The sequence below is a fragment of the Ferrimonas sp. YIN67 genome (assembly GCF_057219095.1).
In genome coordinates this window covers 44,077-67,533 of sequence record NZ_JBXVVJ010000009.1, presented here as the reverse complement: position 1 = coordinate 67,533, position 23,457 = coordinate 44,077, and the positions used below count along the sequence as shown (strand labels likewise).

Annotated in this window: 20 protein-coding genes; 15 read left to right on the top strand and 5 right to left on the bottom strand. The window is 58.5% G+C overall.

Annotated elements, in window-relative coordinates; genetic code table 11:
• Nucleotides 1–27 precede the first annotated feature (27 nt).
• From spoT to AC2D8U_RS17175, 6 genes are all read left to right on the top strand, one after another.
• Entirely contained in the window at nucleotides 28–2,130 is a 2,103-nt protein-coding gene (gene spoT / locus AC2D8U_RS17200; RefSeq protein WP_484620305.1) for a bifunctional GTP diphosphokinase/guanosine-3',5'-bis pyrophosphate 3'-pyrophosphohydrolase, read from the top strand.
• Between the two features lie 10 nt (nucleotides 2,131–2,140).
• Entirely contained in the window at nucleotides 2,141–2,524 is a 384-nt protein-coding gene (locus tag AC2D8U_RS17195; protein WP_484620304.1) for a RidA family protein, read from the top strand.
• Nucleotides 2,525–2,590: 66 nt separating this feature from the next.
• Complete coding sequence (trmH, locus tag AC2D8U_RS17190; RefSeq protein ID WP_484620303.1) at nucleotides 2,591–3,310, top strand: tRNA (guanosine(18)-2'-O)-methyltransferase TrmH; 720 nt, start codon at nucleotides 2,591–2,593, stop codon at nucleotides 3,308–3,310.
• 227 nt (nucleotides 3,311–3,537) lie between these two features.
• Nucleotides 3,538–5,187, top strand: a complete 1,650-nt coding sequence (locus AC2D8U_RS17185) for an AMP-binding protein (RefSeq protein ID WP_484620302.1) — start codon at nucleotides 3,538–3,540, stop codon at nucleotides 5,185–5,187.
• Nucleotides 5,188–5,293: 106 nt separating this feature from the next.
• Nucleotides 5,294–7,366: an ATP-dependent DNA helicase RecG gene (recG, locus tag AC2D8U_RS17180; protein WP_484620438.1), complete on the top strand. Its 2,073-nt coding sequence runs from the start codon at nucleotides 5,294–5,296 to the stop codon at nucleotides 7,364–7,366.
• Nucleotides 7,367–7,479: 113 nt separating this feature from the next.
• Nucleotides 7,480–8,355, top strand: coding sequence for a DUF3014 domain-containing protein (locus AC2D8U_RS17175; RefSeq protein WP_484620301.1), 876 nt, complete (start codon nucleotides 7,480–7,482; stop codon nucleotides 8,353–8,355).
• Between the two features lie 149 nt (nucleotides 8,356–8,504).
• On the opposite strand, the gene dtd is transcribed toward AC2D8U_RS17175, so the two are convergent.
• Both dtd and AC2D8U_RS17165 read right to left on the bottom strand, forming a co-directional pair.
• Complete coding sequence (dtd, locus tag AC2D8U_RS17170) at nucleotides 8,505–8,942, bottom strand: D-aminoacyl-tRNA deacylase (RefSeq protein ID WP_484620300.1); 438 nt, start codon at nucleotides 8,940–8,942, stop codon at nucleotides 8,505–8,507.
• 30 nt (nucleotides 8,943–8,972) lie between these two features.
• Nucleotides 8,973–9,860 carry a virulence factor BrkB family protein gene (locus tag AC2D8U_RS17165; protein ID WP_484620299.1) on the bottom strand — a complete coding sequence of 296 codons (888 nt, stop codon included), beginning with the start codon at nucleotides 9,858–9,860 and terminating at the stop codon, nucleotides 8,973–8,975.
• A 95-nt stretch (nucleotides 9,861–9,955) separates the two neighbouring features.
• Here AC2D8U_RS17165 and AC2D8U_RS17160 point away from each other — a divergent pair, with 95 nt between their 5' ends.
• From AC2D8U_RS17160 to rluF, 3 genes are all read left to right on the top strand, one after another.
• Nucleotides 9,956–10,171: a hypothetical protein gene (locus tag AC2D8U_RS17160; protein WP_484620298.1), complete on the top strand. Its 216-nt coding sequence runs from the start codon at nucleotides 9,956–9,958 to the stop codon at nucleotides 10,169–10,171.
• A gap of 20 nt (nucleotides 10,172–10,191) precedes the next feature.
• Entirely contained in the window at nucleotides 10,192–10,833 is a 642-nt protein-coding gene (locus tag AC2D8U_RS17155; protein ID WP_484620297.1) for a DUF2959 family protein, read from the top strand.
• Nucleotides 10,834–10,967: 134 nt separating this feature from the next.
• Nucleotides 10,968–11,999 (top strand): 23S rRNA pseudouridine(2604) synthase RluF, encoded by a 1,032-nt coding sequence (rluF, locus tag AC2D8U_RS17150; protein ID WP_484620296.1) that lies wholly within the window; start codon nucleotides 10,968–10,970, stop codon nucleotides 11,997–11,999.
• 183 nt (nucleotides 12,000–12,182) lie between these two features.
• On the opposite strand, the gene typA is transcribed toward rluF, so the two are convergent.
• Complete coding sequence (gene typA, locus AC2D8U_RS17145; protein WP_484620295.1) at nucleotides 12,183–14,006, bottom strand: translational GTPase TypA; 1,824 nt, start codon at nucleotides 14,004–14,006, stop codon at nucleotides 12,183–12,185.
• Nucleotides 14,007–14,658: 652 nt separating this feature from the next.
• Between typA and glnA the strand changes: the two genes are divergently transcribed.
• From glnA to glnG, 4 genes are all read left to right on the top strand, one after another.
• Complete coding sequence (glnA, locus tag AC2D8U_RS17140; protein WP_484620294.1) at nucleotides 14,659–16,068, top strand: glutamate--ammonia ligase; 1,410 nt, start codon at nucleotides 14,659–14,661, stop codon at nucleotides 16,066–16,068.
• A gap of 186 nt (nucleotides 16,069–16,254) precedes the next feature.
• Nucleotides 16,255–16,803, top strand: coding sequence for a DUF4124 domain-containing protein (locus AC2D8U_RS17135; protein ID WP_484620293.1), 549 nt, complete (start codon nucleotides 16,255–16,257; stop codon nucleotides 16,801–16,803).
• Nucleotides 16,804–16,879: 76 nt separating this feature from the next.
• Nucleotides 16,880–17,950, top strand: coding sequence for a nitrogen regulation protein NR(II) (gene glnL, locus AC2D8U_RS17130; RefSeq protein WP_484620292.1), 1,071 nt, complete (start codon nucleotides 16,880–16,882; stop codon nucleotides 17,948–17,950).
• The gene (gene glnG / locus AC2D8U_RS17125; protein WP_484620291.1) at nucleotides 17,947–19,344 is read left to right on the top strand and encodes a nitrogen regulation protein NR(I); all 1,398 of its coding nucleotides are present in this window, start codon (nucleotides 17,947–17,949) and stop codon (nucleotides 19,342–19,344) included. The genes glnL and glnG overlap by 4 nt, the downstream gene beginning before the upstream one ends.
• Before the next feature lie 12 nt (nucleotides 19,345–19,356).
• Here glnG and fieF read toward each other — a convergent pair whose 3' ends face one another.
• Nucleotides 19,357–20,232 carry a cation efflux pump FieF gene (gene fieF / locus AC2D8U_RS17120; protein WP_484620290.1) on the bottom strand — a complete coding sequence of 292 codons (876 nt, stop codon included), beginning with the start codon at nucleotides 20,230–20,232 and terminating at the stop codon, nucleotides 19,357–19,359.
• Between the two features lie 206 nt (nucleotides 20,233–20,438).
• Between fieF and AC2D8U_RS17115 the strand changes: the two genes are divergently transcribed.
• Both AC2D8U_RS17115 and AC2D8U_RS17110 read left to right on the top strand, forming a co-directional pair.
• Nucleotides 20,439–21,143 carry a response regulator gene (locus AC2D8U_RS17115; RefSeq protein ID WP_484620289.1) on the top strand — a complete coding sequence of 235 codons (705 nt, stop codon included), beginning with the start codon at nucleotides 20,439–20,441 and terminating at the stop codon, nucleotides 21,141–21,143.
• Nucleotides 21,143–22,546 (top strand): ATP-binding protein, encoded by a 1,404-nt coding sequence (locus AC2D8U_RS17110; RefSeq protein ID WP_484620288.1) that lies wholly within the window; start codon nucleotides 21,143–21,145, stop codon nucleotides 22,544–22,546. Before AC2D8U_RS17115 ends, AC2D8U_RS17110 begins: the two co-directional genes overlap by 1 nt.
• A gap of 3 nt (nucleotides 22,547–22,549) precedes the next feature.
• On the opposite strand, the gene AC2D8U_RS17105 is transcribed toward AC2D8U_RS17110, so the two are convergent.
• On the bottom strand, nucleotides 22,550–23,386 hold the full coding sequence (locus tag AC2D8U_RS17105) for a sulfurtransferase (protein ID WP_484620287.1): 837 nt from the start codon (nucleotides 23,384–23,386) through the stop codon (nucleotides 22,550–22,552).
• Nucleotides 23,387–23,457 lie beyond the last annotated feature (71 nt).

Below are 23,457 nucleotides of genomic sequence, written 5' to 3'. Positions count from 1 at the left end.
TCATCGGCAGCAATTCGGAGGTCGCCGTTGTACCTGTTTGAAAGCCTGAAGGAACTGGCATCCAGTTATCTCGAACCCGAGCAGGTGGAGCAGCTCACCCAGGCATACATTTGTGCCCGGGATGCCCACGAGGGGCAGATGCGTTCCAGCGGCGATCCCTATATTACCCATCCGGTTGCAGTCTCCCGCATCCTCGCCGAAATGCGCCTCGATCACGAGACGCTGATGGCTGCCCTGCTCCACGATGTAATTGAAGACACCGAAACGACCCAGGAAGAGCTGGCGGAGTTGTTCGGTGATGATGTTGCAGAGCTGGTCGAAGGGGTCTCCAAACTCGATAAGCTCAAATTCCGCGATCGGGAAGAGGCACAGGCAGAAAACTTCCGCAAGATGGTCATGGCCATGGTGCAGGATATCCGCGTGATCCTCATCAAGCTGGCTGACCGTACCCACAACATGCGCACCCTGGGCGCCCTGCGTCCGGACAAGCGTCGCCGTATCGCCCGGGAAACCCTCGAGATCTACGCCCCGCTGGCCAATCGCCTGGGGATCCATAACGTTAAGAACGAACTGGAGGATCTGGGCTTCCGCGCCATGTATCCGATGCGCTATCGGGTATTGAAAGAGGTGGTCTCCAAGGCTCGTGGTAACCGCAAGGAGATCATGAACAACATCGAGGCCGCCATCATAGGCCGGCTCGATGAACTGGGCGTGGACTATCGCCTGCGCAGCCGCGAAAAAAACCTCTACTCCATCTACAACAAGATGGTGAACAAAGAGATCCAGTTTGAACAGGTGATGGACATTTATGCCTGTCGCATCACCGTCAGCAGCATCGACACCAGTTACCGTGCCCTTGGAGCGATGCACACCCTGTATAAGCCGATGATCGGTCGCTTCAAGGATTACATCGCCATCCCCAAGGCCAACGGCTATCAAAGTCTGCACACTTCCCTGTTTGGCCCCCACGGGGTGCCCGTGGAGATCCAGATCCGCACCGAGGATATGGATCAGATGGCCGACAAGGGTGTCGCCGCGCACTGGCTCTATAAGAGCGACGATGACAACGCGACCACCACGCAGATCCGTGCCCGTAAATGGATGCAGAGCCTGCTGGAGCTGCAGCAGAGTGCTGGCAACTCCTTCGAATTTATTGAATCGGTGAAGAACGATATGTTCCCGGACGAGATCTACGTATTCTCGCCCAAGGGCCGTATCCTCGAACTGCCAGTGGGCGCAACCGCCGTCGATTTCGCCTATGCAGTCCACACCGATGTGGGCAACCAGTGTGTCGGCGCCCGGGTCAACCGCAAGGCCTACCCACTAAGCCAGCCGCTCAAATCCGGTCAGACCGTTGAGATCATCACTGCGCCGGGTGCCAGGCCTAATGCGGCCTGGCTCAACTTTGTGGTCTCGGGCAAGGCCCGCGCCAAGATCCGCCAGGTACTGAAAAACGTCGAACAGACGGAGTCCGTCAACCTGGGCCGCCGCCTGCTCAACCACGCCCTGGGGGAGCTGCGCCTGGATGACATTGCTGAAGATCAGGTTCAGAGCGTGATCGCGGACTCCAACTACGACAACTTGGACAGCCTGCTCTCCGCCATCGGCCTTGGCGATGTGATGAGCCTGGTAGTCGCCCAGCGACTTCGTGGTGATGCCGACTCCCTCAAGGCACGGGAAGACTCCAAACTGCCCATCAAGGGTGCCGAGGGGATGCTGGTCACTTTCGCCAAATGCTGTCGCCCCATCGAGGGTGATGACGTGGTGGCTCATATCAGTCCGGGCAAGGGGCTGGTGGTCCACCGAGACACCTGTCGCAACATCGTCAAGTCCATGGAGTCCGATCCGGAGAAGTTTATGCCGGTAGAGTGGACCGATGACGTGGATGCCGAGTACGTCACCGAACTGCGAGTCGAGATCGTCAACCACCAGGGCGCATTGGCCAAGCTGACCTCGGTCGTGGCCAGTGCCGAAGCCAATATTCAGAATTTGAATACCGAAGATAAAGACGGGCGGATCTACGCCATCAACATGACCCTGACGGTGGCCAACCGGGTGCATTTTGCCAATGTTTTGCGCAAGATCCGGGTGCTGCCAGAGGTGATGCGCGCCTCCCGAGGACGTAACTAAGGACCCCCTCATGGCTGAGAAAATCATTATCCATACCGACAAGGCGCCCGCCGCCATTGGCACCTACTCCCAGGCCGTCAAGGTCGACAACACCGTTTACCTGTCCGGTCAGATCCCACTGGATCCCGTCACCATGGAGAAGGTCAGCGAAGAGTTTGAGGCCCAGGTAGTCCAGGTCTTTAAAAACCTTCAAGCCGTATGTGAAGCCGCAGGCGGCAGCCTGCAGGACATCGTCAAACTGAACATCTTCATGCTGGACCTGGCCAACTTCGCCAAGATCAACGAGATTATGGGTCAGTACATCCAGGAGCCCTACCCGGCCCGCGCCGCCGTCGGCATCAAAGAGCTGCCCAAGGGTGTGCTGGTGGAGATGGACGGTGTGATGGTGCTGTAAGCCCCCATTATCCCAAGAAAACGGGGGCCTGAGGTCCCCGTTGTTGTATTCACAGAGTCAAACAATATGAGCCCAGAACGCCTCGCCCGCATCAATGCCATGCTGGATAACCGCCAGCCGGACCTGACTGTCTGCCTGGAGCATATCCATAAACCCCATAACCTGTCCGCCGTGATCCGCACCGCCGATGCCGTCGGGATCCCCGAGGTCCATGCCATCTGGCTGGCCGAGCAGGGCCGGATCTCCAATCACAAGGCATCGGGCTCGAGTCAGTGGGTCGATATCCGCAGCCACAATAATACTGCCGAGGCGGTTAGGCATTTTCGCGAGCAGGGGATGCAGGTGATCGTCACCAACCTGTCGGACTCGGCCAAAGACTACCGGGAGATCGACTATACCAAGCCGACAGCCCTAATGATGGGCAATGAGCGTGACGGGATCAGCGCCGAGGCCCTGGCGTTGGCCGATCAGGAGATCATCGTCCCCATGGTGGGCATGGTACAGTCCCTCAATGTCTCCGTGGCGGCCGCCCTCATTCTCTATGAAGCCCAGCGTCAGCGCCAAGGAGCTGGCCAGTATGGCCAGCGCAAGCTGGATGAGGCGCTCTGCCAGCGCCATCTGTTCGAGGGGGGCCACCCCATCTTTGCCAAGATCTGTCGGCAGAAAGGTCTGCCTTACCCTCATATCGATGAGCTGGGCCAGATCCAGGCCGACGACAGCTGGTGGCAAAAGGTGCAGATGAACCGCAGCGCTTGGGAACACCTGGATGATGAGGCGAGTCTCTAAGCACCAAACAAAAAGCGGCCCCAGAGGCCGCTTTTTATTTTGCACGTTCACCCCTGTTGTCTACAGTTTTTGTTACTTATCCGTTACTTTTGGGACTGGTACGACCGGTTTTTGCTATCTGAGTCGTGCCCGCCAGCGCCATACTGTCGGATATAGAGGCTACGTCATGAAACGTGCCCGATCAGAGGCCGAATACGGCCCATAACGATACAAGACTGGAGAGAATAATGAGCAACGACCTTCGCACGCCGCTCGATATGCTGGATCACTGGTGCCAGCAACAACCGGATCAGGTTTTTCTGCGTCAGCCCAAAGGGCGCCAGCTCACCGACTATACCTGGGCCCAAACCCGTGAGCTGGCCTACCGCCTCGCCGGTGCCCTGCGCCACTTGGGACTGGAGCGTGGCGAAAAGGTGGCCATCCTATCCAAAAACTGCGCCGAATGGTTTATTGCCGATCTGGCCCTCCAGGCCGGAGGTTACATCTCCATCCCCATCTATCCGACGGCCAACGAAGACACCATCCGCTATGTACTCAGGCATTCGGGTGCCAAGGCGGTGTTCATCGGCAAGCTGGATGATCCCCAATCCCAAGCCAATGCCATTCCCGACGACCTGCTGCGCTTTGACATGTCCTACCCCAGCCTGCCAACTCAATATGCCTGGCACCAACTGGTTGAAATGGCTGGGCCACTGGACGAGCCCAGGCCACAGCTGGATGAAGTGATGACCATCATCTACACCTCCGGCAGCACCGGCGATCCCAAGGGAGCCGTCGAGACCTACCGGGCCTACAGCTGGGCGGGAAGCACGGTCAGCAAGCACCTGGGGGCCACCCCCCAGGACCGGGTGATCAGCTACCTGCCCCTGGCGCACATTACCGAGCGGGTCTACATCCAGGCATCCAGCATCTACTGCGGCATGACGGCCTATTTCGCCGAGGGCCTCGACACCTTTATCGAGGACGTTAAGGTCGCCCAGCCTACCTTTTTCCTTTCCGTACCGCGCCTATGGACCCTGTTCCAGAAGAACATCATCGACAAGGTGGGCCGCAGCAAGCTGGAACTGCTGCTGAAGCTGCCTATCATCAAAAACATCGTCGCCAAAAAGATCCGAACCCAATTGGGCCTTGCCAGTGCCAAGGTACTCGGGTGTGGCTCCGCCCCCGTGTCCCCGGCCCTGCTGGAGTGGTATCGAGGGATCGGCATGAACATCACCGAAGCCTGGGGCATGACGGAAAATGGTGCCTATGCCACGCTTAACCTGCCATTTCGTGCCGATAAGATCGGCACGGTCGGGGCACCTGGGATCGACTGCGAGGTGAAGATCGGCGACAACCAGGAGCTGCTGTTTAAGAGTCCGGGACTGTTCTCTGGTTACTACGGCAATGACGAAGCAACGGCACAGGCCTTTACTGAAGAGGGTTTCTTCCGCACCGGTGATCAAGCTGAGATCGATGCCGATGGCTTCGTCACCATCATTGGCCGGGTCAAAGACAACTTTAAATCCGCCAAGGGTAAATACGTCAGCCCAGTGCCGATTGAGCGCAAATTCGCCCAGGACAGTCATGTCGAGCTGGTCTGCGTCATTGGCTCCGGCGCCCCTTATCCAGTGGCACTGGTCCAGCTATCGGAGGGGGCTGCCCTGCTGCCGCAAGCCGAAGTCAAGGCATCACTGCTGTCCACCCTGCGCCTGGTTAACGCCCACCTGGAGTCCCACGAAGTTGTCGGTGGTGTACTGATCGTTAACGAGCCCTGGACCGTAGAGAATGAGGTTCTGACGCCCACGCTGAAGATCAAGCGTCACGTTCTGGAGCAGCGTTACGGCGAGACCATCAGCACCATGCGCAACGAAGCGATCCTTTGGGAAGCGGAATAACGCCATCCCATCGGCTCCATAAGGGGCTGATCCTTAAGTCACGGGCTGCTATTATCTGGACAAACGTACAGTAATTGGAATCGCGCCCGTGACTGCTCTTGCCACTTTGGATCCCCTGGCGGAACTGCCCATTACCACCCTCAAGGGCGTGGGTGACAAGCTGGCACAGAAGCTGGCACGCCTTGGGATCATGACGGTCCAAGATCTGCTTTTCCACCTGCCACTGCGCTACGAGGACAGGACCCGAGTCTGGCCCGTTGCCGAATTGACACCCGGCCAGCACGCCACCATCGAAGGCGAAGTACTCAGCGCCCACGTCAGCTATGGCCGTAAGCGGATGATGACGGTCAAACTGGTGGATCCCAGTGGCCCCATCACCCTACGTTTTTTTAATTTTGCTTTGGGTCAGAAAGAGAGCTTTCGCATCGGTGCACAGGTGCGTGCCTTTGGCGAGATCCGAGCCGGACTCAAGGGTCTGGAGATCATCCATCCCGAGTACCACGTACTTGGCGAGCAGACCTACCCCCTGCTGGAAAACAGCCTGACGCCTGTCTATCCGGCCACCGAGGGGCTCAAGCAGGCCAGCCTCAGAAAACTCTCCGATGAAGCCCTCAAGCTGCTGGCACGCAAACCCTTGCCAGAGTTATTACCCGACGGCCTCTATCCGGACCAACTCCCCCTCTCCCACGCCATCCAGTTTATCCATCGACCGGCGCCGGACGTCAGCCTGGCGCAACTGGAAGCCGGAGAGCACCCGGCCCAGCAGCGCCTGGTGCTGGAGGAGTTGCTGGCACAAAACCTGTCGATGCTGCAGATGCGTGCCAACCTTGGTGGCCATCAAGCCCTGCCGCTGACGATCATCCCGACGTTGGAAGAGGACTTCCTGGCCAGCCTGCCCTTTTCCCCCACCGATGCACAACAGAGAGTGGTTCGGGAGATCCGTGCCGATCTGGCTGGCACCGAGCCCATGATGCGCCTGGTACAGGGGGATGTTGGATCGGGAAAAACCCTGGTGGCTGCCCTCGCTGCCCTGACCGCCATCGGCCAGGGTTGTCAGGTCGCCCTGATGGCGCCCACTGAGTTGTTAGCGGAGCAGCATGCCCTGGCATTTTCCAATTGGTTCAAGCCATTAGGCATTGAGGTCGCCTGGTTGGCAGGTAAGCTCAAGGGCAAAGCCAGAGATACGACCCTGGCGGCCATTGCCGGTGGCGAGGCCCAGATGGTGGTGGGTACCCACGCCATATTTCAGTCTGCCGTCAGCTTTGATCACCTGGCGTTGGCCATCGTCGATGAGCAACACAGGTTTGGCGTCCACCAGCGACTGGAACTGAGGGAAAAGGGCCTGAAAGATGGTCGTTACCCCCATCAGCTCATCATGACCGCCACCCCGATCCCACGTACCCTGGCCATGACGGCGTACGCCGATCTGGATGTCTCGGTGATCGATGAGCTGCCTCCGGGACGAACCCCAATCAGCACGGCGGCGATTGCGGACACCAGGCGCCCCGAGGTGATCGAGCGAGTACGCCAAGCCTGTGCCGGCGGCCGCCAGGCGTACTGGGTGTGCACCCTCATCGATGAATCCGAGGTCCTGCAGTGTAAGGCGGCGGAAGATACGGCGGAGGAATTAACAAAAGCCCTGCCGGAGTTGAAGGTTGGCCTGGTGCACGGTCGCATGAGGGCGGACGAAAAGCAGGGCATCATGGACGCCTTTAAGAGCGGCGCACTGCATCTGCTGGTCGCCACCACGGTGATCGAGGTAGGCGTCGACGTCCCCAACGCCAGCCTGATGATCATCGAAAACCCTGAACGACTGGGCCTGGCCCAGTTGCATCAGCTACGAGGCCGTGTCGGAAGAGGGAAAGTGGCCAGCCACTGTGTCCTGCTGTACCACCCGCCGCTGTCCAAAACGGCCATGGCTCGCCTTGGTGTGCTCAGGGAGAGTAATGATGGCTTCTTGATCGCCCAGCGCGATCTGGAGATCCGGGGGCCGGGTGAAGTGCTGGGCACCCGGCAGACAGGACTGGCAGAGCTGAAGATCGCCGATCTGGTCCGGGATGCCCACCTGATCCCTCAGGTACAGCGCCTGGCCCAGCACCTGATGCAGCAACACCCCCGCTGCGTGCCCGCCATCATCGATCGTTGGCTGGCCGGGCGGGAGATCTACGGGCAAGCCTGATCTTTGGACAGACTTGCTTACAAAACGCAAAACCCCAAGCGTGACGGCGGTGCTGGACTCCGGCGCCAAACTCGTCACAATAGGTATTCAAATCAGGAAGATGAGTGTTCCTAATGTATCAAGACGATGACGATCAGAGCCGTTCCAATCTCAACCAGCTCGCCCTGATTGTGGTATTGCTGGTAATGATTGCCTGTGGTGCCGGATGGTACTACTTCCTCCGACAGGCCCCGGCGCCTGAGCCCGATCCTGTGCCCCAGGTAGTGGTGAATGAACCAACCCTACCCGAGCAACCCTTGCCCACTGAGCCGGTGCCTGAGCCAGAACCGAAACCGGAGCCGATCCCTGAACCCGAGGCGAAACCAGAGCCGGTTGAGGAAGTCGAGCCCGTGGTACAACCGGATCCCCTCCCGGGACTGGATAACAGCGATCCCTTTGCCCAGGAACAACTCAACCTGATCGCCGATGGCATGATGATCGACTCCGCCGTGCGCGACAATAACCTGTTCCGTCGCCTTGTCGTCTTCGTCGATAACCTGGCCGGGGGCGAAGTCATGCGCCAGCAGGGTCCGTTTGAGCCTCTGAAGCAGGACTTTATTGCCCTGGAGGTAAACAACAGCCTGTATCTGGATCCGGAGGGATACCGCCGCTATGACAAGCATGCCGACTTCCTCTATCGCCTCAAAGAGGATCTGCTACGGGATACATACCTGAGGGTGGAGCCCCTGCTGGATGAAGCCTATCAGGAGCTGGGCTATGACGCCGGACGCTTCCGCGGCACCCTGCTCAGCGCCATCGACCTGTTGCTGCGTGCTCCGGAATACGAACAGCCACTGCTGCTGGAAAGCCATACGGTGAACTACCAATATGCCGATCCGGCCATCGAGGATTACTCCGATGCCCACAAGGTGATGATCCGCATGGGCCCGGACAATACTCGCAAGATCAAGTCCCTGCTACGCCGCTTCAAGGCGGCCCTGAACGAATAAACCGCCGTCGCGGTTAGTCGCTAGCTTATCGCTGACAGCTGTTAGAACAACAGGGCCGCCCCAATGGAGCGGCCCTGTCTGTTTTGTGAGTCCAAACGCAGCTTGTGTTCCCGCGCTAAGAACTAATGGCTAACAACTAATAACTGCTCTTAAACTTGCAACGAAAAGGTCACCGGGCCGTCATTGACCAGCGACACCTGCATGTCGGCGCCAAACTGCCCAGTCTCCACCTTCACCCCCTGGCTGCGGCAATAGGCGACAAAGGCTTCATAATACTTTTCGGCATCCACCGGAGCGGCCGCGCAGGAGAAGCTCGGCCGTAGCCCTTTCTTGGTGTCTGCCGCCAGGGTGAACTGACTGACCACCAACAAACTGCCTCCGACGTCACGGACATTCAGGTTCATCTTGTCGTCATCGTCGGCAAAAACACGGTACTTCATTACCTTATCCGCCAAACGTTTCAACTTGTCGGCATCATCGTCTCGTTCAACCCCCAGCAGCACCAACAGGCCGCCATCGATGGCACCCACCACCTCGTCGGCCACTTCCACCTTGGCCCTGGATACCCGTTGGATCAGTGCGATCATTCTCGTTCTCTCTGGCTCTTAAAATGAGCGCTATGATCCCGCGCCCTTCCCCTCGGTGCAAGCCCGGCTACCGGCATCAAAGTACTCGGGGATCGCCGCCGTGATCGCCGCCCCCAGCAGCACGATCAGCCACGACAAATAGACCCAGACAAACAGGATGGGGATCACCGCCAGGGCACCGTAAATCGCTTCATAGGAGGGAAAAGTGGTGACATACCAGGCGAAGCCCTTCTTGCTGGCTTCAAACAGCATCGCGGCGAGAAACGCCCCCAGCAAGGCATGCTGAAACCGCACCCGCATATTCGGCACCAGGGTATAGAGCATGGTAAATGCCGCCACCGACAGCAACAGGGGCAGGCGACCGATGAAGAAGGCGTAAACACCGGAAAAGCCCGTTTCGGAAAACACCTTGAGGGACACCACGTAGGAGGTCACCGCAATGCTTGCTCCCATCAGGATCGGCCCCAGGGTCAGGATCATCCAGTACAAGGAGAAGGAGTAGACCCAACGCCGATGGCTCTTGATGGCAAAGATCCGATTCAGCGCCTTATCGATATTGGAGATCAGCAGCAGGGCCACGACGGCCAGCGCCAACACCCCCACCGCGGTCATCTTCGAGGCATTCCCGACAAATTCAGTCAGGTACTGCTGGACCGTATCGCCAGCGGCCGGAACAAAATTCTGGTAGACGAAGGACTCCAACTCGGCGCGAGCCCCTTCAAACCCAGGAAAAGCCGAAAAAACCGACAGGACAACGGCCATCATAGGCACCAGAGACAGCAGGGTGACATAGGCCAGATGACCGGCGGTGATCTGCAATCCAATACGCTGGCTCCGCTCCCAGCAAAATGGGATAAATCCCAATCCATGGCGCCAATCCGCCCGCTGCAGACGTTCAACCCATTGCGGCACCTTCATTTACGACTCTCCATAAAAACTTCTGGCGACTGTGCTTACATTAAGGCAACATTTCCAGAGATCAGACCAAATTACAAAGCCTTTTGGGAGGAAATATGGCACAGGGCTCCACAGGTAACGTTATCGCGGCGATCTGCAGCTTCTTCATTCCCGGGCTTGGTCAACTGGTACAGGGGCGGATCCTGGCTGCCCTGGTGTTTTTCCTGGTAACCGTGATCGGTTATGCCACCTGGTGGCTCATTGTGCCGGCCGTGATCGCCGGAATCGCCCACCTCTGGGCCATCATAGATGCCGCCCGCTATCCGTCCTGATCCTTTACTTAGGAGCGACTATGCAACGCCTATTATTAATCTTGGCACTCGCCCTGCCACTGACCCTGGGAGGCTGTCAGAGTGCCTACTACGCCGCCGCCGAGAAAGTGGGCTACCACAAACGGGAGATCCTGGCGGATCGGGTCGAGGATGCCCAGGAAAGCCAGCAGGAGGCTCAGCAACAGTTTGGTTCGGCACTGGAGCATCTGAAAACCCTGGTCGCCTTCGATGGCGGCGATCTGGAAGCCGTCTATGACGAAGTAAAAGACGAATACGAGGATGCCCTCGACGCCGCCAACCGAGTGCGTGATCGCATCAACGGGGTCGACAGCGTGGCCGAGGCGATGTTTGAGGAGTGGCAGGAAGAACTGGAGCAGTACCAGTCCGCCAACCTGCGCCGGGACAGTCAAACCCAGCTGCGGGAAACCCGCCGACGCTACGACGCCATGCTGGTGGCCATGCGCCAGGCCGAAGCCAAGATGGAGCCGGTGTTACGCCGCCTCAAGGACAACGAACTCTACCTGAAACACAACCTCAACGCCCGGGCCGTTGGCGCCATTGGACGCGAGTTCGATGCCCTGGAAGGCGAGGTGCAGAAGGTGATTAGCGAGATGAACCGGGCCATCGCCGAGTCCGACAAGTTTATCGCCACCCTGCAATAACCCAGTACGGGGGCACAGCTCCCCGTTTGCGGTCTCACTCGGCAAAATCCCGGTTACCGATTTCCCATCCTTCCCCTTATGCTTTAAAGTGCCGCCCGCCCCCGGCCAACCTTTAACCGAACGATGTGACCGCCATGACCGAAAAACGCCTGAACAAATTCATCAGTGAATCCGGCTTCTGCTCCCGCCGCGAAGCCGACAAGTTGATCGAGCAAAACCGGGTCACCATCAATGGGCGCTATCCTGAGCTGGGCACCAAGGTGCAGCCTGGCGACAGCGTGGAGGTGGACGGCAAGCGGATCCGCGCCAGTGCGGCAGATAAAGCAGATCGGATCTACATCGCCTACAACAAACCCATCGGGATCACCTGCACCACAGAGCGCGACGTTCAGGGCAACATCATCGATGCCATCGGCCACAAGAAAAGGATCTTTCCCATCGGCCGACTGGATAAGCCTTCAGAAGGATTGATCTTCCTGACCAGCGACGGCGACATCGTCAACAAGATCCTGCGGGCGGAGAACGCTCACGATAAGGAATACGTGGTCACCGTCGACAAGCCCATCTCAGAGCGCTTTATCGAGCGGATGTCCCGAGGCGTGCCGATCCTTGGTACCGTGACCAAACCGTGCAAGGTCAGCGTGGTGAGCAAGTTCGTATTCAAAATCATCCTGACCCAGGGGCTGAACCGGCAGATCCGCCGCATGTGTGAATACCTGGATTACGAAGTGACCGCGCTCAAGCGCACCCGCATCATGAATGTGTCGGTGGAGGGCCTGCGCCCGGGTCAATGGCGAGATCTCACCGCCACCGAGATGGCCGAGTTGAACGCCGCCGTAGCGGGCTCCAGCAAAACCGCCGCCGAAGGCCATATTCGCCCCGCCAAACGGATCAAACCAGGCAGTGAAACACGTCCAGACAAACCACGCAGCGGAAGTCCCCGTCGCCCCAGCGGCATGGGCGAAGGCCGTGGTGTCCTCGATCGCCCCCAACAGAGCCAGTCACAGCGCAGTGACGGGGCAAACAGCGGCAAGGCTCGTCGTCAGGAACCGGCCAACCCTAAAACTGTCTACGTCAATCCCAACAAGACGAGCAGCGACAAGCCAGCCAAGCCGACAAAGAAAAAGCCCGGTGGCAGCACCCTGACCCTCAAGCGCAAAGGCTAATCACCCCGCTACTTTAAAAACCGGCCACCATGGCCGGTTTTTTATTTCCCGACTCGGTTGATGGCCAGGACACCAAGCTGTGGGATCAAAAACGGCACCCCTGGGGGTGCCGTTTTGTCTCAGCGGTGCCGAATAGAAAAAGGGCATCGTCAAACGATGCCCTTCATGCGGCCAATACCGGACTTAGCCTTTGGCTTGACGGCTGTCGCGCTTACGCTCGTTTTCGGTCAGCAGCTTCTTACGGATACGGATGTTTTCCGGAGTCACTTCCACCAGCTCATCAACATCGATGAATTCCAGGGCTTGTTCCAGAGACATATCCAGTGCCGGAGTCAGGGTTTGCGCTTCGTCGGTACCGGAGGCACGGACGTTGGTCAGCTGCTTACCCTTCAGGGCGTTCACGGTCAGATCGTTATCACGGCTGTGGATACCGATCACCATGCCTTCGTACACTTCGGTACCGTGACCCACCATCATACGACCACGCTGCTGCAGGTTGAACAGGGCATTCGTCAGGGCTTTACCGGTCGCATTGGCGATCAGAACACCGTTGGTGCGCTGGCCGATCATGCCGCCTTTGTGCGGGCCGTACTCGTAGAACGTGTGGTAAAGCAGGCCGCTGCCTGAGGTGATGGTCATAAACTCGGTCTGGAAACCGATCAGGCCACGAGATGGCATGATGAAGTCCATACGAATACGACCCTTGCCGTCTGGCGCCATGTCAGTCAGCTCAGCTTTACGCAGGCCCATCTTCTCCATGATGGTGCCCTGATGCGCTTCTTCCACATCAATGGTTACGGTCTCGTACGGTTCTTGCAGCTCACCGTCGATCTCACGCATGATCACTTCCGGACGGGATACCGCAAGCTCGAAGCCTTCACGACGCATGTTTTCGATCAGGATCCCCAAGTGCAGCTCACCACGACCGGAGACCTTGAACTGATCTGGGTTACCGGTTTCTTCAACGCGCAGAGCTACGTTGTGAACCAGTTCCTTCTCCAGGCGCTCCAGAATGTTACGAGAGGTCACAAACTTGCCTTCCTGACCACAGAAAGGAGAGGTGTTCACCTGGAAGGTCATAGTCACGGTTGGCTCGTCAACAGACAGGGCCGGCAGCGCTTCCACTTCGTGTGGACAACAGACAGTATCGGAGATCTTCAGCTCACCCAGACCGGTGATGGCGATGATGTCGCCCGCTTCCGCTTCTTCGATCTCGTGGCGTTCCAGGCCCATGTAGCCCATCACTTTGCCCACTTTACCGTTGCGTACGTTACCGCCAGCGCATTCGATGGTGACCTGTTGGTTCACCTTCACTTTACCGCGCGCCACGCGACCAACGCCGATCACGCCCACGTAGGAGTTGTAATCCAACTGGGAGATCTGCATCTGGAAAGAACCTTCTGGATCGGCATCCGGGGCAGACACTTCATCAACGATGGTCTGGAACAGATCAGTCATGTCCTCTTTCTGAACGCCTTCCTCGCTGGAAGCCCAGCCGTTCAGGGCAGAAGCGTAAACCACTTTGAAGTCCAGCTGTTCGTCGGTCGCACCCAGGTTGTCGAACAGATCGAAGACCTGATCCATCACCCAGTCAGGACGCGCGCCTGGCTTATCGATCTTGTTGATCACTACGATTGGCTTCAGGCCCAAAGCGAAGGCTTTCTGGGTTACGAAGCGAGTCTGAGGCATCGGGCCTTCTTGAGCGTCAACCAGCAGCAGAACGGAATCCACCATGGACATCACACGCTCAACTTCACCACCGAAGTCGGCGTGCCCAGGGGTATCCACGATGTTGATGCGGTAATCATTCCATTTGATGGCGGTGTTCTTCGCCAGAATGGTGATCCCACGCTCTTTCTCGATGTCGTTGGAATCCATGACGCGCTCGTCCAGATCGACGCGGGCGTCCAGAGTGCCGGACTGGCCCAGCAGTTTATCAACCAGGGTAGTCTTACCGTGGTCAACGTGGGCGATGATCGCCACGTTACGCAAGTTTTCGATGCTCAAAGTGATCTCTCCGGGCAAAGGGGTACAAGGAAAAACCCGGCCTAATATTAGGCTCGGGCTTATTACGACCCCTTCGCGGGGTAAATGTTGGTCGGTGAAGGCCGGCTCCCTGCCACTTCGCGTATCGCCAAGTGCCACAATCCAGCCCATCTCCGCTCCATCACCATGATCATGATAAGCATAATCATGGACGCGGCCCGCTGCTGGGCCAAGTTTTGGGCGGCGATTGTACTGGAAAGCGCCGGTTTCTGCGACCTATAACCAGTGAAATTAGCAAGCTGATGCATCGGAGCCGATCAAAACCCGCCTGGACACTGCCCGCAACCACCCCCTATGGCTTCCAAGCATGGCTCACGACGGTTGAATTCTCCATGCCAGGTTCTGACCCAGATCATGGGATAAAGGCGCGATGCACCAACTCGGAGCAATGGCTCATCGGCATACCCTATGGGCTCTCACCCGACACAATGCACCACTTTGGTGCACCACATCCAAAACAAGCACCACCATGGTGCACCAAACCATTATCCAATCATGTCCAACAGAACAAAACCCTTACTTAACAACAACTTGAAAAATTGGCACAAGCTTCGCTAATGCCGTACCATCTTTTCGTTGCCACTCGAATTTCCGCCATTGGAGGCTTATTAAGATGTCCGTCGAAAAAGTATTGAACCTGATTGAAGAAAACGACGTTAAGTTCGTTGATCTGCGCTTTACCGACACCAAGGGTAAAGAGCAGCACGTTTCTATCCCGGTGAACCAAATTGATGCCGACTTCTTCGAAGAAGGCAAGATGTTTGACGGTTCCTCCATTCAAGGCTGGAAAGGGATCAACGAGTCCGACATGATCCTGATGCCGGATCCGTCTACCGCCATCTTGTGTCCTTTCACCGACGTGGAAACCCTGAACATCCGCTGTGACATCATCGAGCCCGCCACCATGGAAGGCTACGACCGCGATCCACGCTCCATTGCCAAGCGTGCCAAGGCATTCATGCAGTCTACCGGTATCGCCGATGACGTCTTCTTTGGCCCAGAGCCAGAGTTCTTCCTGTTTGATGATGTGAAGTACAAGACCGACATGTCCGGCTCCATGTACTCCATCGACGCCGAAGAAGCAGCCTGGAACTCTGACAAGCACTATGAAGAGGGCAACAAGGGTCACCGTCCTGGCGTAAAAGGCGGTTACTTCCCGGTATCCCCGGTCGACTCCGCCCAGGACATCCGCTCCGCCATGTGTCTGGTACTGGAAGAGATGGGTCAGACCGTCGAAGCCCACCACCACGAAGTGGCCACTGCCGGTCAAAACGAGATTGCCTGTAAATTCAACAGCATTGTAGAAAAAGCTGATGAGATCCAGGAGATGAAGTACGTGATCCACAACGTGGCCCACGCCTACGGCAAATCCGCTACCTTCATGCCTAAGCCCGTGGTTGGTGATAACGGCTCCGGCATGCACTGTCACCAGTCCCTGAGCAAAGACGGTGTCAACCTGTTTGCCGGTGACAAGTACGGCGGCCTGTCCGAAATGGCCCTGTTCTACATTGGCGGGATCATCAAGCACGCCCGTGCCATCAATGCCTTCGCCAACGCCTCTACCAACTCCTACAAGCGTCTGGTTCCTGGCTTCGAAGCCCCGGTCATGCTGGCTTACTCCGCCCGTAACCGTTCCGCTTCCATCCGCATTCCTGTGGTACCAAGCCCGAAAGGCCGTCGTATCGAGGTGCGTTTCCCGGATCCAACCGCCAACCCATACCTGGCGTTCTCCGCCATGCTGATGGCTGGCCTGGACGGCATCGTCAACAAGATCCACCCGGGCGAAGCCATGGACAAGGATCTGTACGACCTGCCGGCCGAAGAAGCCGCTGAGATCCCAACCGTGGCCTCCAGCCTGACCCAGGCCCTGGACTGCCTGGATGCAGACCGTGAGTTCCTGGTTTCCGGTGGCGTATTCTCCAACGATTTCATCGACTCCTACATCGAGCTCAAGCGTGCCGAAGTCGAGCGTCTGGACATGACCACTCACCCGGTTGAATTCGAGATGTACTACTCCGTATAACTCGTTGCCCTCTCCCCGTCTGGGGTAAGGACAAGCCAGCCTACGAAAGTAGAGCAACCTCTGTACCCTTAAAAACAACAATATTCAGAGGCAAATAGCCAAACCCACCCGGAATACCGGGTGGGTTTTTTTTCGCCAGTTCAAACACTACACTCACATTGAACCCCTTTGCCTGGAACCTGCCCCATGCGCCGACGCCTCTTACTTGGCATGCTCCTGCTGCCCTTCCTGATCAATGCCAAGATCTATACATGGGTCGACGAGCAGGGGCGGGTCCATTACTCCGATCAGCCAAACCAAGGCACCAAATCGGTGCAGCTCGAACCCAAAGCGCCCATTGTAATGGCTCCCCACAAGCCCAGAGCCTCCCCCTCACCGGAGGTCGCGACTGACTACCGGCTCTCTGTAGTCGTCCCGCAGGAGCTGGCCACCATTCGCAATAATCAGGGCCGACTGGAGGTGCAGATCGCTCTGGAGCCCGGCTTGGCAGAAGGTGCACGGCTACAACTGTGGCTCAACGATCAACTCGTGGACACTCAACCGAACCTCCTTCCCTTCACCTTGGACAACCTGGATCGGGGCGAGTATCGGCTCCAGGCCAAGGTAATTGGTAAAAACGGCAAAGTCCTTGCATTAAGTCCAGTCCGGACCGTTTATATGCACCGTCACTCTCGACTCAACCCGGCTCTGGGCCCGGTACCTAGGCCACAGCCGGGGATCAATGGCTCAGGCTGACCAAAGGACTTGCACCATAATGGTGCAATGCTAAGGTGGTGCATCATGGCAAAGCAACACAAGAAGGATGCAGCACATGGGCTCAGCCCCGGATCCCAAACTGTTAGATCATCTGTCCACGGCCATTCTGGTGCTCGATCATGAGCGTCGGGTGCATTACGCCAACCTGGCCGCTGAGGCGCTGCTCGGTTTAGGGGCCCGTCGCATGCTCGGCTGTACCCTGACCGATCTGTACAGCCAACTGTCTGCAGACAACGCCGATCTGGATCAGGCCCTGAGCGGTGATCAGGGGCAAGCGCTCTATGCCCTCTCCCTACTCACCCTGGACAATCAACATCACACGGTGGACCTGGCCTTTACTCCGCTGGAGCAGGGAAGGATCTTGATCGAGGCACGAACCGTGGATCAGCAACACAGGATCAGCCAGGAGCTGCAGCAATATGCCCAACATCATGCCGCCCAGCTACTGGTCCGCGGCCTGGCCCATGAGATCAAAAATCCCCTGGGTGGACTGCGGGGCGCTGCCCAGCTACTGGATATGGAGCTGGAGAGTGATGAGCTCAAGGAGTTTACCGGGATCATCATCGAGCAGGCCGACAGACTGCGTAACCTGGTCGATCGCCTGCTGGGACCTCAACACCCGGGCCATTGGGAAAATGCCAATATCCATCGGCAACTCGAGCAGACTGCCCGCCTGTGTCAGCTCGAAAGCGAAGGTCAGCTTGAGATTGAGCGGGATTACGATCCGTCCATCCCCGACTTCCTGATGGACAGCGAGCAGTTGCAGCAGGCCCTGCTCAATATCCTTCGCAACGCCATTCAGGCCATGGGCACGGCGCCTCAAAGCCGGGTCGGCAAGCTGATCCTGCGCACCCGCAGCCAAGGTGCCACCACCATCGCCGGTAAACGTCACCGCCAGGTGGTCGCCGTCAGCCTCATCGACAACGGCCCGGGTATCCCGCCCTGCCTGCGCGATACCCTGTTTTACCCCATGGTCACCAACAAGGCCGATGGCAGCGGCCTCGGCCTGTCCATCGCCCAGAACATCGTTAGCCAGCACCAAGGAAGGATCGATCTGGAAAGCTGGCCCGGGCACACAGAATTCACCCTGCTGCTGCCGCTGATCTTTAGTAAGGAGACACCGTGAGCGAACAAGTTTGGATCCTCGATGATGACAGCTCCATCCGCTGGGTACTGGAGCGGGCACTCAAGCGCGCCGAGATCAGCTGTGCCAGCTTTGCCAGTGCCGAATCCCTGTGGCAGGCCCTGGGAACCAGCCAGCCTGACGTGATCCTGTCGGATATCCGTATGCCGGGTACCGATGGCCTGACCCTGCTGACACGTATCAAGGGGGAGTTCCCGGATCTGCCCGTGCTGATCATGACCGCCCACTCAGATCTGGACAGCGCCGTGGGCGCCTATCAATCTGGCGCCTTCGAGTACCTGCCCAAACCCTTCGATATCGACGAAGCGCTGAACCTGGTTCGGCGGGCGTTGGAGCACAGCGCCAGCAAGACACGGAAGACGAAAACCAAACTTGAGGCGGTACCGGAGATCATCGGTGAGGCGCCGGCCATGCAGGAGGTTTTCCGCGCCATCGGCCGCCTGGCACGCTCCTCCATCAGCGTACTGATCAACGGCCAGTCCGGTACGGGTAAGGAGCTGGTGGCCAGCGCACTGCACAAGCACAGTCCCAGGGCCGAGCACCCCTTCGTGGCGCTGAATATGGCGGCCATTCCCAAAGATCTGATCGAGTCGGAACTGTTCGGCCATGAAAAGGGCGCCTTCACCGGGGCAGGAGGGCTGCGCCAGGGCCGCTTCGAACAGGCCAATGGTGGCACCCTGTTCCTCGATGAGATCGGGGACATGCCTCTCGATGTACAGACCCGGCTGCTCAGGGTGCTGTCAGATGGTCAGTTTTATCGGGTCGGAGGCCACAACCCCATCAAGGTGGATGTACGGATCGTCGCGGCGACCCACCAGGATCTGGAGCAACGGGTCGCGGAGGGACAGTTCAGGGAGGACCTGTTCCATCGTCTCAACGTGATCCGCATCCAACTGCCCCCGCTCAAGGAGCGCAGTGAAGATATCCCGGCGCTGACCCGTCATTTTCTGGCCAGCGCCGCCAAAGAGCTCGGGGGAGAGCCGAAACGCCTGACCCAGGAAGCGGAGAAACGCCTCTGCCAGTTCGCCTGGCCCGGCAACGTCCGCCAATTGGAAAATGCCTGTCGCTGGATGACGGTGATGGCCTCGGGGCAGGAGATCCTGGAGGCGGATCTGCCGCCGGAGCTGAACCAGCTCTCGAGCGACCTATCACCCGAGGATAACGATTGGACCGAGCAACTGGCCCGCTGGGTCGATCAGGCCCTGAGTCAGGGGGAGAACGATCTCCTGTCCCGGGCCCAACCGGCCTTTGAACGCACCCTGCTGAAAGTGGCATTGCGCCATAGCCAGGGTCACAAACAGGATGCCGCCAAGCTGCTGGGCTGGGGGCGCAATACCCTGACCCGAAAACTGAAAGAGTTGGATATGGAGGCGTAGCGCTTGGCGCGGCTATACCGGATCCTGGTGCACAATCACATCGGAGCCGGGATATGCGGCACGGAGACGCTCCTCCAATGCATCGGCAATGGCATGGGCCTCCCGCAGCGGCAGATCCGCGTCCAGTTCCAGATGCATTTGGATGCACAAGGTGTTGCCAGAGGTGCGGGTACGCAGATCATGGATCCCACGCACGCCGGGATCTTGTTCGGCCAGCTCCACCACCCTGAGCCTGACATCGGGTGCCGCTTCCCGGTCCAGCAGGAGCTGCACCGCCTCCTGGCCAAGACCATAAGCGCCATAGCCGATATAGAGGGCAATCAACAGGGCGAAGGCGCCATCTGCCCACTCAATGCCAATGCCCGCCAGGACCAGTGCAAGCAATACGGCGGCATTGAGCAGCAGATCACTGCGGTAATGCAGGGCATCGGCGGCAATGGCCGTCGAACCGGTCACCGAGACGGCCCGCTTCTGAATGGCCAGCAAGAGCAGGGTTGCCACCATCGCCAGAAGAGTCACCCCGATCCCCAAGTGAGAATGGCTTATCGGCTGCGGGGACAGGAGGCGTTCTGTCCCATGGAGAGCCAAGAGCAAAGCCGAGCCGAGTATAAACCCGGACTGTACCAGGGTCGCCAGGGGTTCAGCCTTTCCATGGCCAAAACGATGGTGTGCATCGGCAGGCTGCAAGGCCACCCTCAAGGCGTAGAAGTTCACCAGAGAAGCCATGGCATCCATCATGGAATCGGTCAGGGAAGCCAACAGACTGGCTGAGCCGGAGTAAGCCCAGGCCGCCAGCTTAGTCGCAATCAACAGCAATGCCGTGGCAACCGAGGCCCGTGTGGCCAGTCGGATCCAAAACGCATAGCGGGCATCACTCGGTTGCACCATTCCATGCTTCCTTTTTTCCGTAGTTTGCAGATCCTAGCAGAAACCCGGCGCGCGATTTTGGTACAGTCTGTTTATTGGTTTGGTCGACCCGCATCAAATCCCACGAATACCGCTTTAGATCAAGCGGTAAAACAGTGTAAAAGGCGCTTGGGCGCGAGTTTACCTTAGGTTAGGCTTTACTTCGAAGTGCGTTAAGAGGGCAAAATATGAACCGGATCCTCCTGGTTGAAGATGATAAAGATCTGTGTGAGTTGCTAGGACAATTATTGGAACTCGAGGGCTTTGAGCTGACCATCTGTCAGGATGGTCCCTCCGGCCTGGCTGCCGCCCAGAGCGGTGAGCACAATATTATCCTCCTCGACGTCATGCTCCCTGGCATGAATGGCTTCGATGTTCTTCGCCAGCTTCGCCAGAAAAGCCAGGTGCCAGTACTGATGCTGACCGCCAAAGGGGACGACATCGACCGGGTTGTCGGCCTGGAGATCGGCGCCGACGACTACCTGCCAAAGCCCTTTAACGATCGCGAACTGGTTGCCCGGATCCGGGCCATCCTGCGCCGCACCAAGGATAACGAGCAACCTGTCAGTGTCGAAAAGGAAACCGGCGAGAGCGATCAGGTGCAACACAGCGATCTGCTGCTTTACCCCCGCCGCCAGGAGGCCTGGGCCCGGGACGAACAGCTGGCGCTGACCGCAACCGAATTTACCCTGCTCCTCGAACTGGTGCGCCACAGCGGCGAAGTGATCAGTAAAGAGATCCTGTCCCAGGAGGTGCTGGGGAAGAAGCTGATGCCATTCGATCGCAGCCTGGACATGCACCTGTCCAACCTGCGTCGTAAACTGCCAGAGCGCATGGACGGTCGTCCCCGAGTCAAGACCGTTCGTGGCAAAGGCTACATCTGGCTCGACTGATGAACTCAAGCCACTCGATGAAACTGCCGAACTTCCTGTTCTTCAAGCTCCTGCTGGCATTCTGGGTTACCTCTTCGCTGATCCTGGGCATGGTGATCGGCCTGCCCTACCTGCAGAAGCAGCTGGACAGGGACAATATCGATCCCCGCCAGGAGCAGATCCTGGAGCGCACCGCCGAACGGCTCGAACTGGCTGATGGACGTGCCCTGCACAGCATCGGCCAGCTATTGCGCCAGGAGCAGATGATGCAGAGCGGAGATCAGAACCGGATCCAGTTTTATGTGGTGGACAGCAGCGGTCAGCCCATCAGCACCGCGCCACGCTTCCTGCCCCGGGACGTGCGAGACTTCCTGCTGGATCCGACCATCTACTACACCGCCCTGACCCACCGCTTTCCCGAAAGCATGGTCTTTGGTCCGCACCCGATCCACCTGCGTGACAGCGAGTATTTCCTGATCGGCCGGATCAAGGCCAACCATGAACGCCCCTGGCTGTTCTCATTGATGGAACACCCCTGGGCCTTCCTGCTGGTCTCCATCGCTTTCTCCGGCTTAGTGTTCGGGGTCCTCGCTTGGCACCTGGGTAAGCCCCTGCGCCACCTGAGAGAAACCGCCCGAGCGTTGGCGACCGGTGATCTGGAAGCTCGTGTCGAGGGAGAGCCCCTGCAACGCCGGGACGAACTGGGCCAATTGGGCCGCAGCTTTAACCAGATGGCAGACTCGGTCACCACCATGCTGAAGGGACAGCAGCGTCTGCTGTCCGACATCTCCCACGAGCTGCGCACTCCGCTGACCCGGATCCAGCTCAGCCTTGCCCTGGCCCGAAAGAAAGGTCAGGAGAGTGCGGAGACACAGCGGATCGGCCGCGAAGCCGAGCACCTGGATGACATGATCCGAGAACTGTTGGCACTGTCTCGCCTCAATATGCAGATCACCGAGCGTAAATCCCCGCTGGATCTGGCCGAAGCGCTGCGTCCCATCCTGGAAGACGCCAAGTTCGAAGCGGAGCAACTGGGCAAAACCCTGATCATGAAGCTGCCGGCGAACTTGCCTTATCAAGGGATCGACACCCTGCTGCAGCGGGCCGTGGAAAACCCCCTGCGCAACGCCATCCGCTATGCCAACTCCAAGGTGACCGTTGCCCTGGTGCATCGCAAGGACGACATCCTGATCCGCATCAGCGATGACGGTCCCGGTGTGCCCGACAGCGAGCTGGGCACCATCTTTAAGCCCTTCTACCGGGTGGATGAGGCCCGAGATCGCAACAGTGGAGGCTGGGGGCTGGGTCTGGCCATCACCTATGGCGCGGTCGAGGCACACCAGGGACAGATCAGCGCAGAGAATCGTACGCCACACGGCCTGAAGGTCACCATACGGCTACCTGCGCTCAAAGGCCTGCAGTAACGTTTACGATCCGGTCTCCAACGGCAGGGCCGGATCGCTCCCCCAATCGGTCCAGGAGCCGTCGTACACGGCCCAATCGGTGTAACCACACAGCTGGGCAGCCAACGCCAAAATGCAGGCGGTGACTCCACTGCCACAGCTAAAGAGCAGACGACGTCCGGGCTCTGCCCCGATCCCGGTTAAACACTCCCTGAGCACTGCCTCGGAGGCCAAGTGCCCTCCACAAAGCAGTGCGCCATAGGGCAGGTTGACCGATCCCGGGATCCGGCCAGCCCGTACACCCGGCCTGGGTTCATCGACCCGTCCGGCAAACCTCTCTGGAGCACGCGCGTCCACCACCAGGGCTCCCCGCGCCTGTTGCGCCCTCAGCGAATGACAATCTACCAGCATGGCGGCGTGGAGGGACAGGTGACAGGGTACCGCTGGCACTCCTTCAGGTTCGCCCTGCTCCACCGGATACCCTGCCTCACGCCAGGCGGGCAAGCCCCCATCGAGCACCGCGACCTGGCTCATCCCCATGGCCTTAAGCATCCACCAGGCCCGCGGCGCGGAGAACACACCTTGGCTGTCATACACCACCACAGGATCCTGGGCCCGGATCCCCAGGCCCCCCAGGCACTCAGCAAAGCGTTCGGCCGAGGGCAACATGTGGGGCAAGGCACTGTCGGGATCGGCAAAGACCCTGTCAAAATCGAAGAAACGGGCTCCGGGGATCCGGCAACGGCGCCACTGCGCCTCGGGATCCTGGCCACTGCCAGGCAGGAACCAGCTGGCATCCAGTAGCACCACGCTCTCCCGGTGACGGTTCAACCAACGGACATTGATCAGATCAGGCAACATGCTTTCTTCCCTATTGCTGTGGCTATTAGGACAGAGGCTACCCCAGGAACGTCAGAGGATCTTGCTTTTTC

Coding starts and splice junctions, on each gene's coding strand:
- AC2D8U_RS17195 (WP_484620304.1), top strand. CDS start 2,141: ATGGCTGAGAAAATCATTATCCATACCGACAAGGCGCCCGCCGCCATT.
- trmH (WP_484620303.1), top strand. CDS start 2,591: ATGAGCCCAGAACGCCTCGCCCGCATCAATGCCATGCTGGATAACCGC.
- AC2D8U_RS17185 (WP_484620302.1), top strand. CDS start 3,538: ATGAGCAACGACCTTCGCACGCCGCTCGATATGCTGGATCACTGGTGC.
- AC2D8U_RS17175 (WP_484620301.1), top strand. CDS start 7,480: ATGTATCAAGACGATGACGATCAGAGCCGTTCCAATCTCAACCAGCTC.
- dtd (WP_484620300.1), bottom strand. CDS start 8,942: ATGATCGCACTGATCCAACGGGTATCCAGGGCCAAGGTGGAAGTGGCC.
- AC2D8U_RS17165 (WP_484620299.1), bottom strand. CDS start 9,860: ATGAAGGTGCCGCAATGGGTTGAACGTCTGCAGCGGGCGGATTGGCGC.
- AC2D8U_RS17160 (WP_484620298.1), top strand. CDS start 9,956: ATGGCACAGGGCTCCACAGGTAACGTTATCGCGGCGATCTGCAGCTTC.
- AC2D8U_RS17155 (WP_484620297.1), top strand. CDS start 10,192: ATGCAACGCCTATTATTAATCTTGGCACTCGCCCTGCCACTGACCCTG.
- rluF (WP_484620296.1), top strand. CDS start 10,968: ATGACCGAAAAACGCCTGAACAAATTCATCAGTGAATCCGGCTTCTGC.
- glnA (WP_484620294.1), top strand. CDS start 14,659: ATGTCCGTCGAAAAAGTATTGAACCTGATTGAAGAAAACGACGTTAAG.
- AC2D8U_RS17135 (WP_484620293.1), top strand. CDS start 16,255: ATGCGCCGACGCCTCTTACTTGGCATGCTCCTGCTGCCCTTCCTGATC.
- glnL (WP_484620292.1), top strand. CDS start 16,880: ATGGGCTCAGCCCCGGATCCCAAACTGTTAGATCATCTGTCCACGGCC.
- fieF (WP_484620290.1), bottom strand. CDS start 20,232: ATGGTGCAACCGAGTGATGCCCGCTATGCGTTTTGGATCCGACTGGCC.
- AC2D8U_RS17115 (WP_484620289.1), top strand. CDS start 20,439: ATGAACCGGATCCTCCTGGTTGAAGATGATAAAGATCTGTGTGAGTTG.
- AC2D8U_RS17110 (WP_484620288.1), top strand. CDS start 21,143: ATGAACTCAAGCCACTCGATGAAACTGCCGAACTTCCTGTTCTTCAAG.
- AC2D8U_RS17105 (WP_484620287.1), bottom strand. CDS start 23,386: ATGTTGCCTGATCTGATCAATGTCCGTTGGTTGAACCGTCACCGGGAG.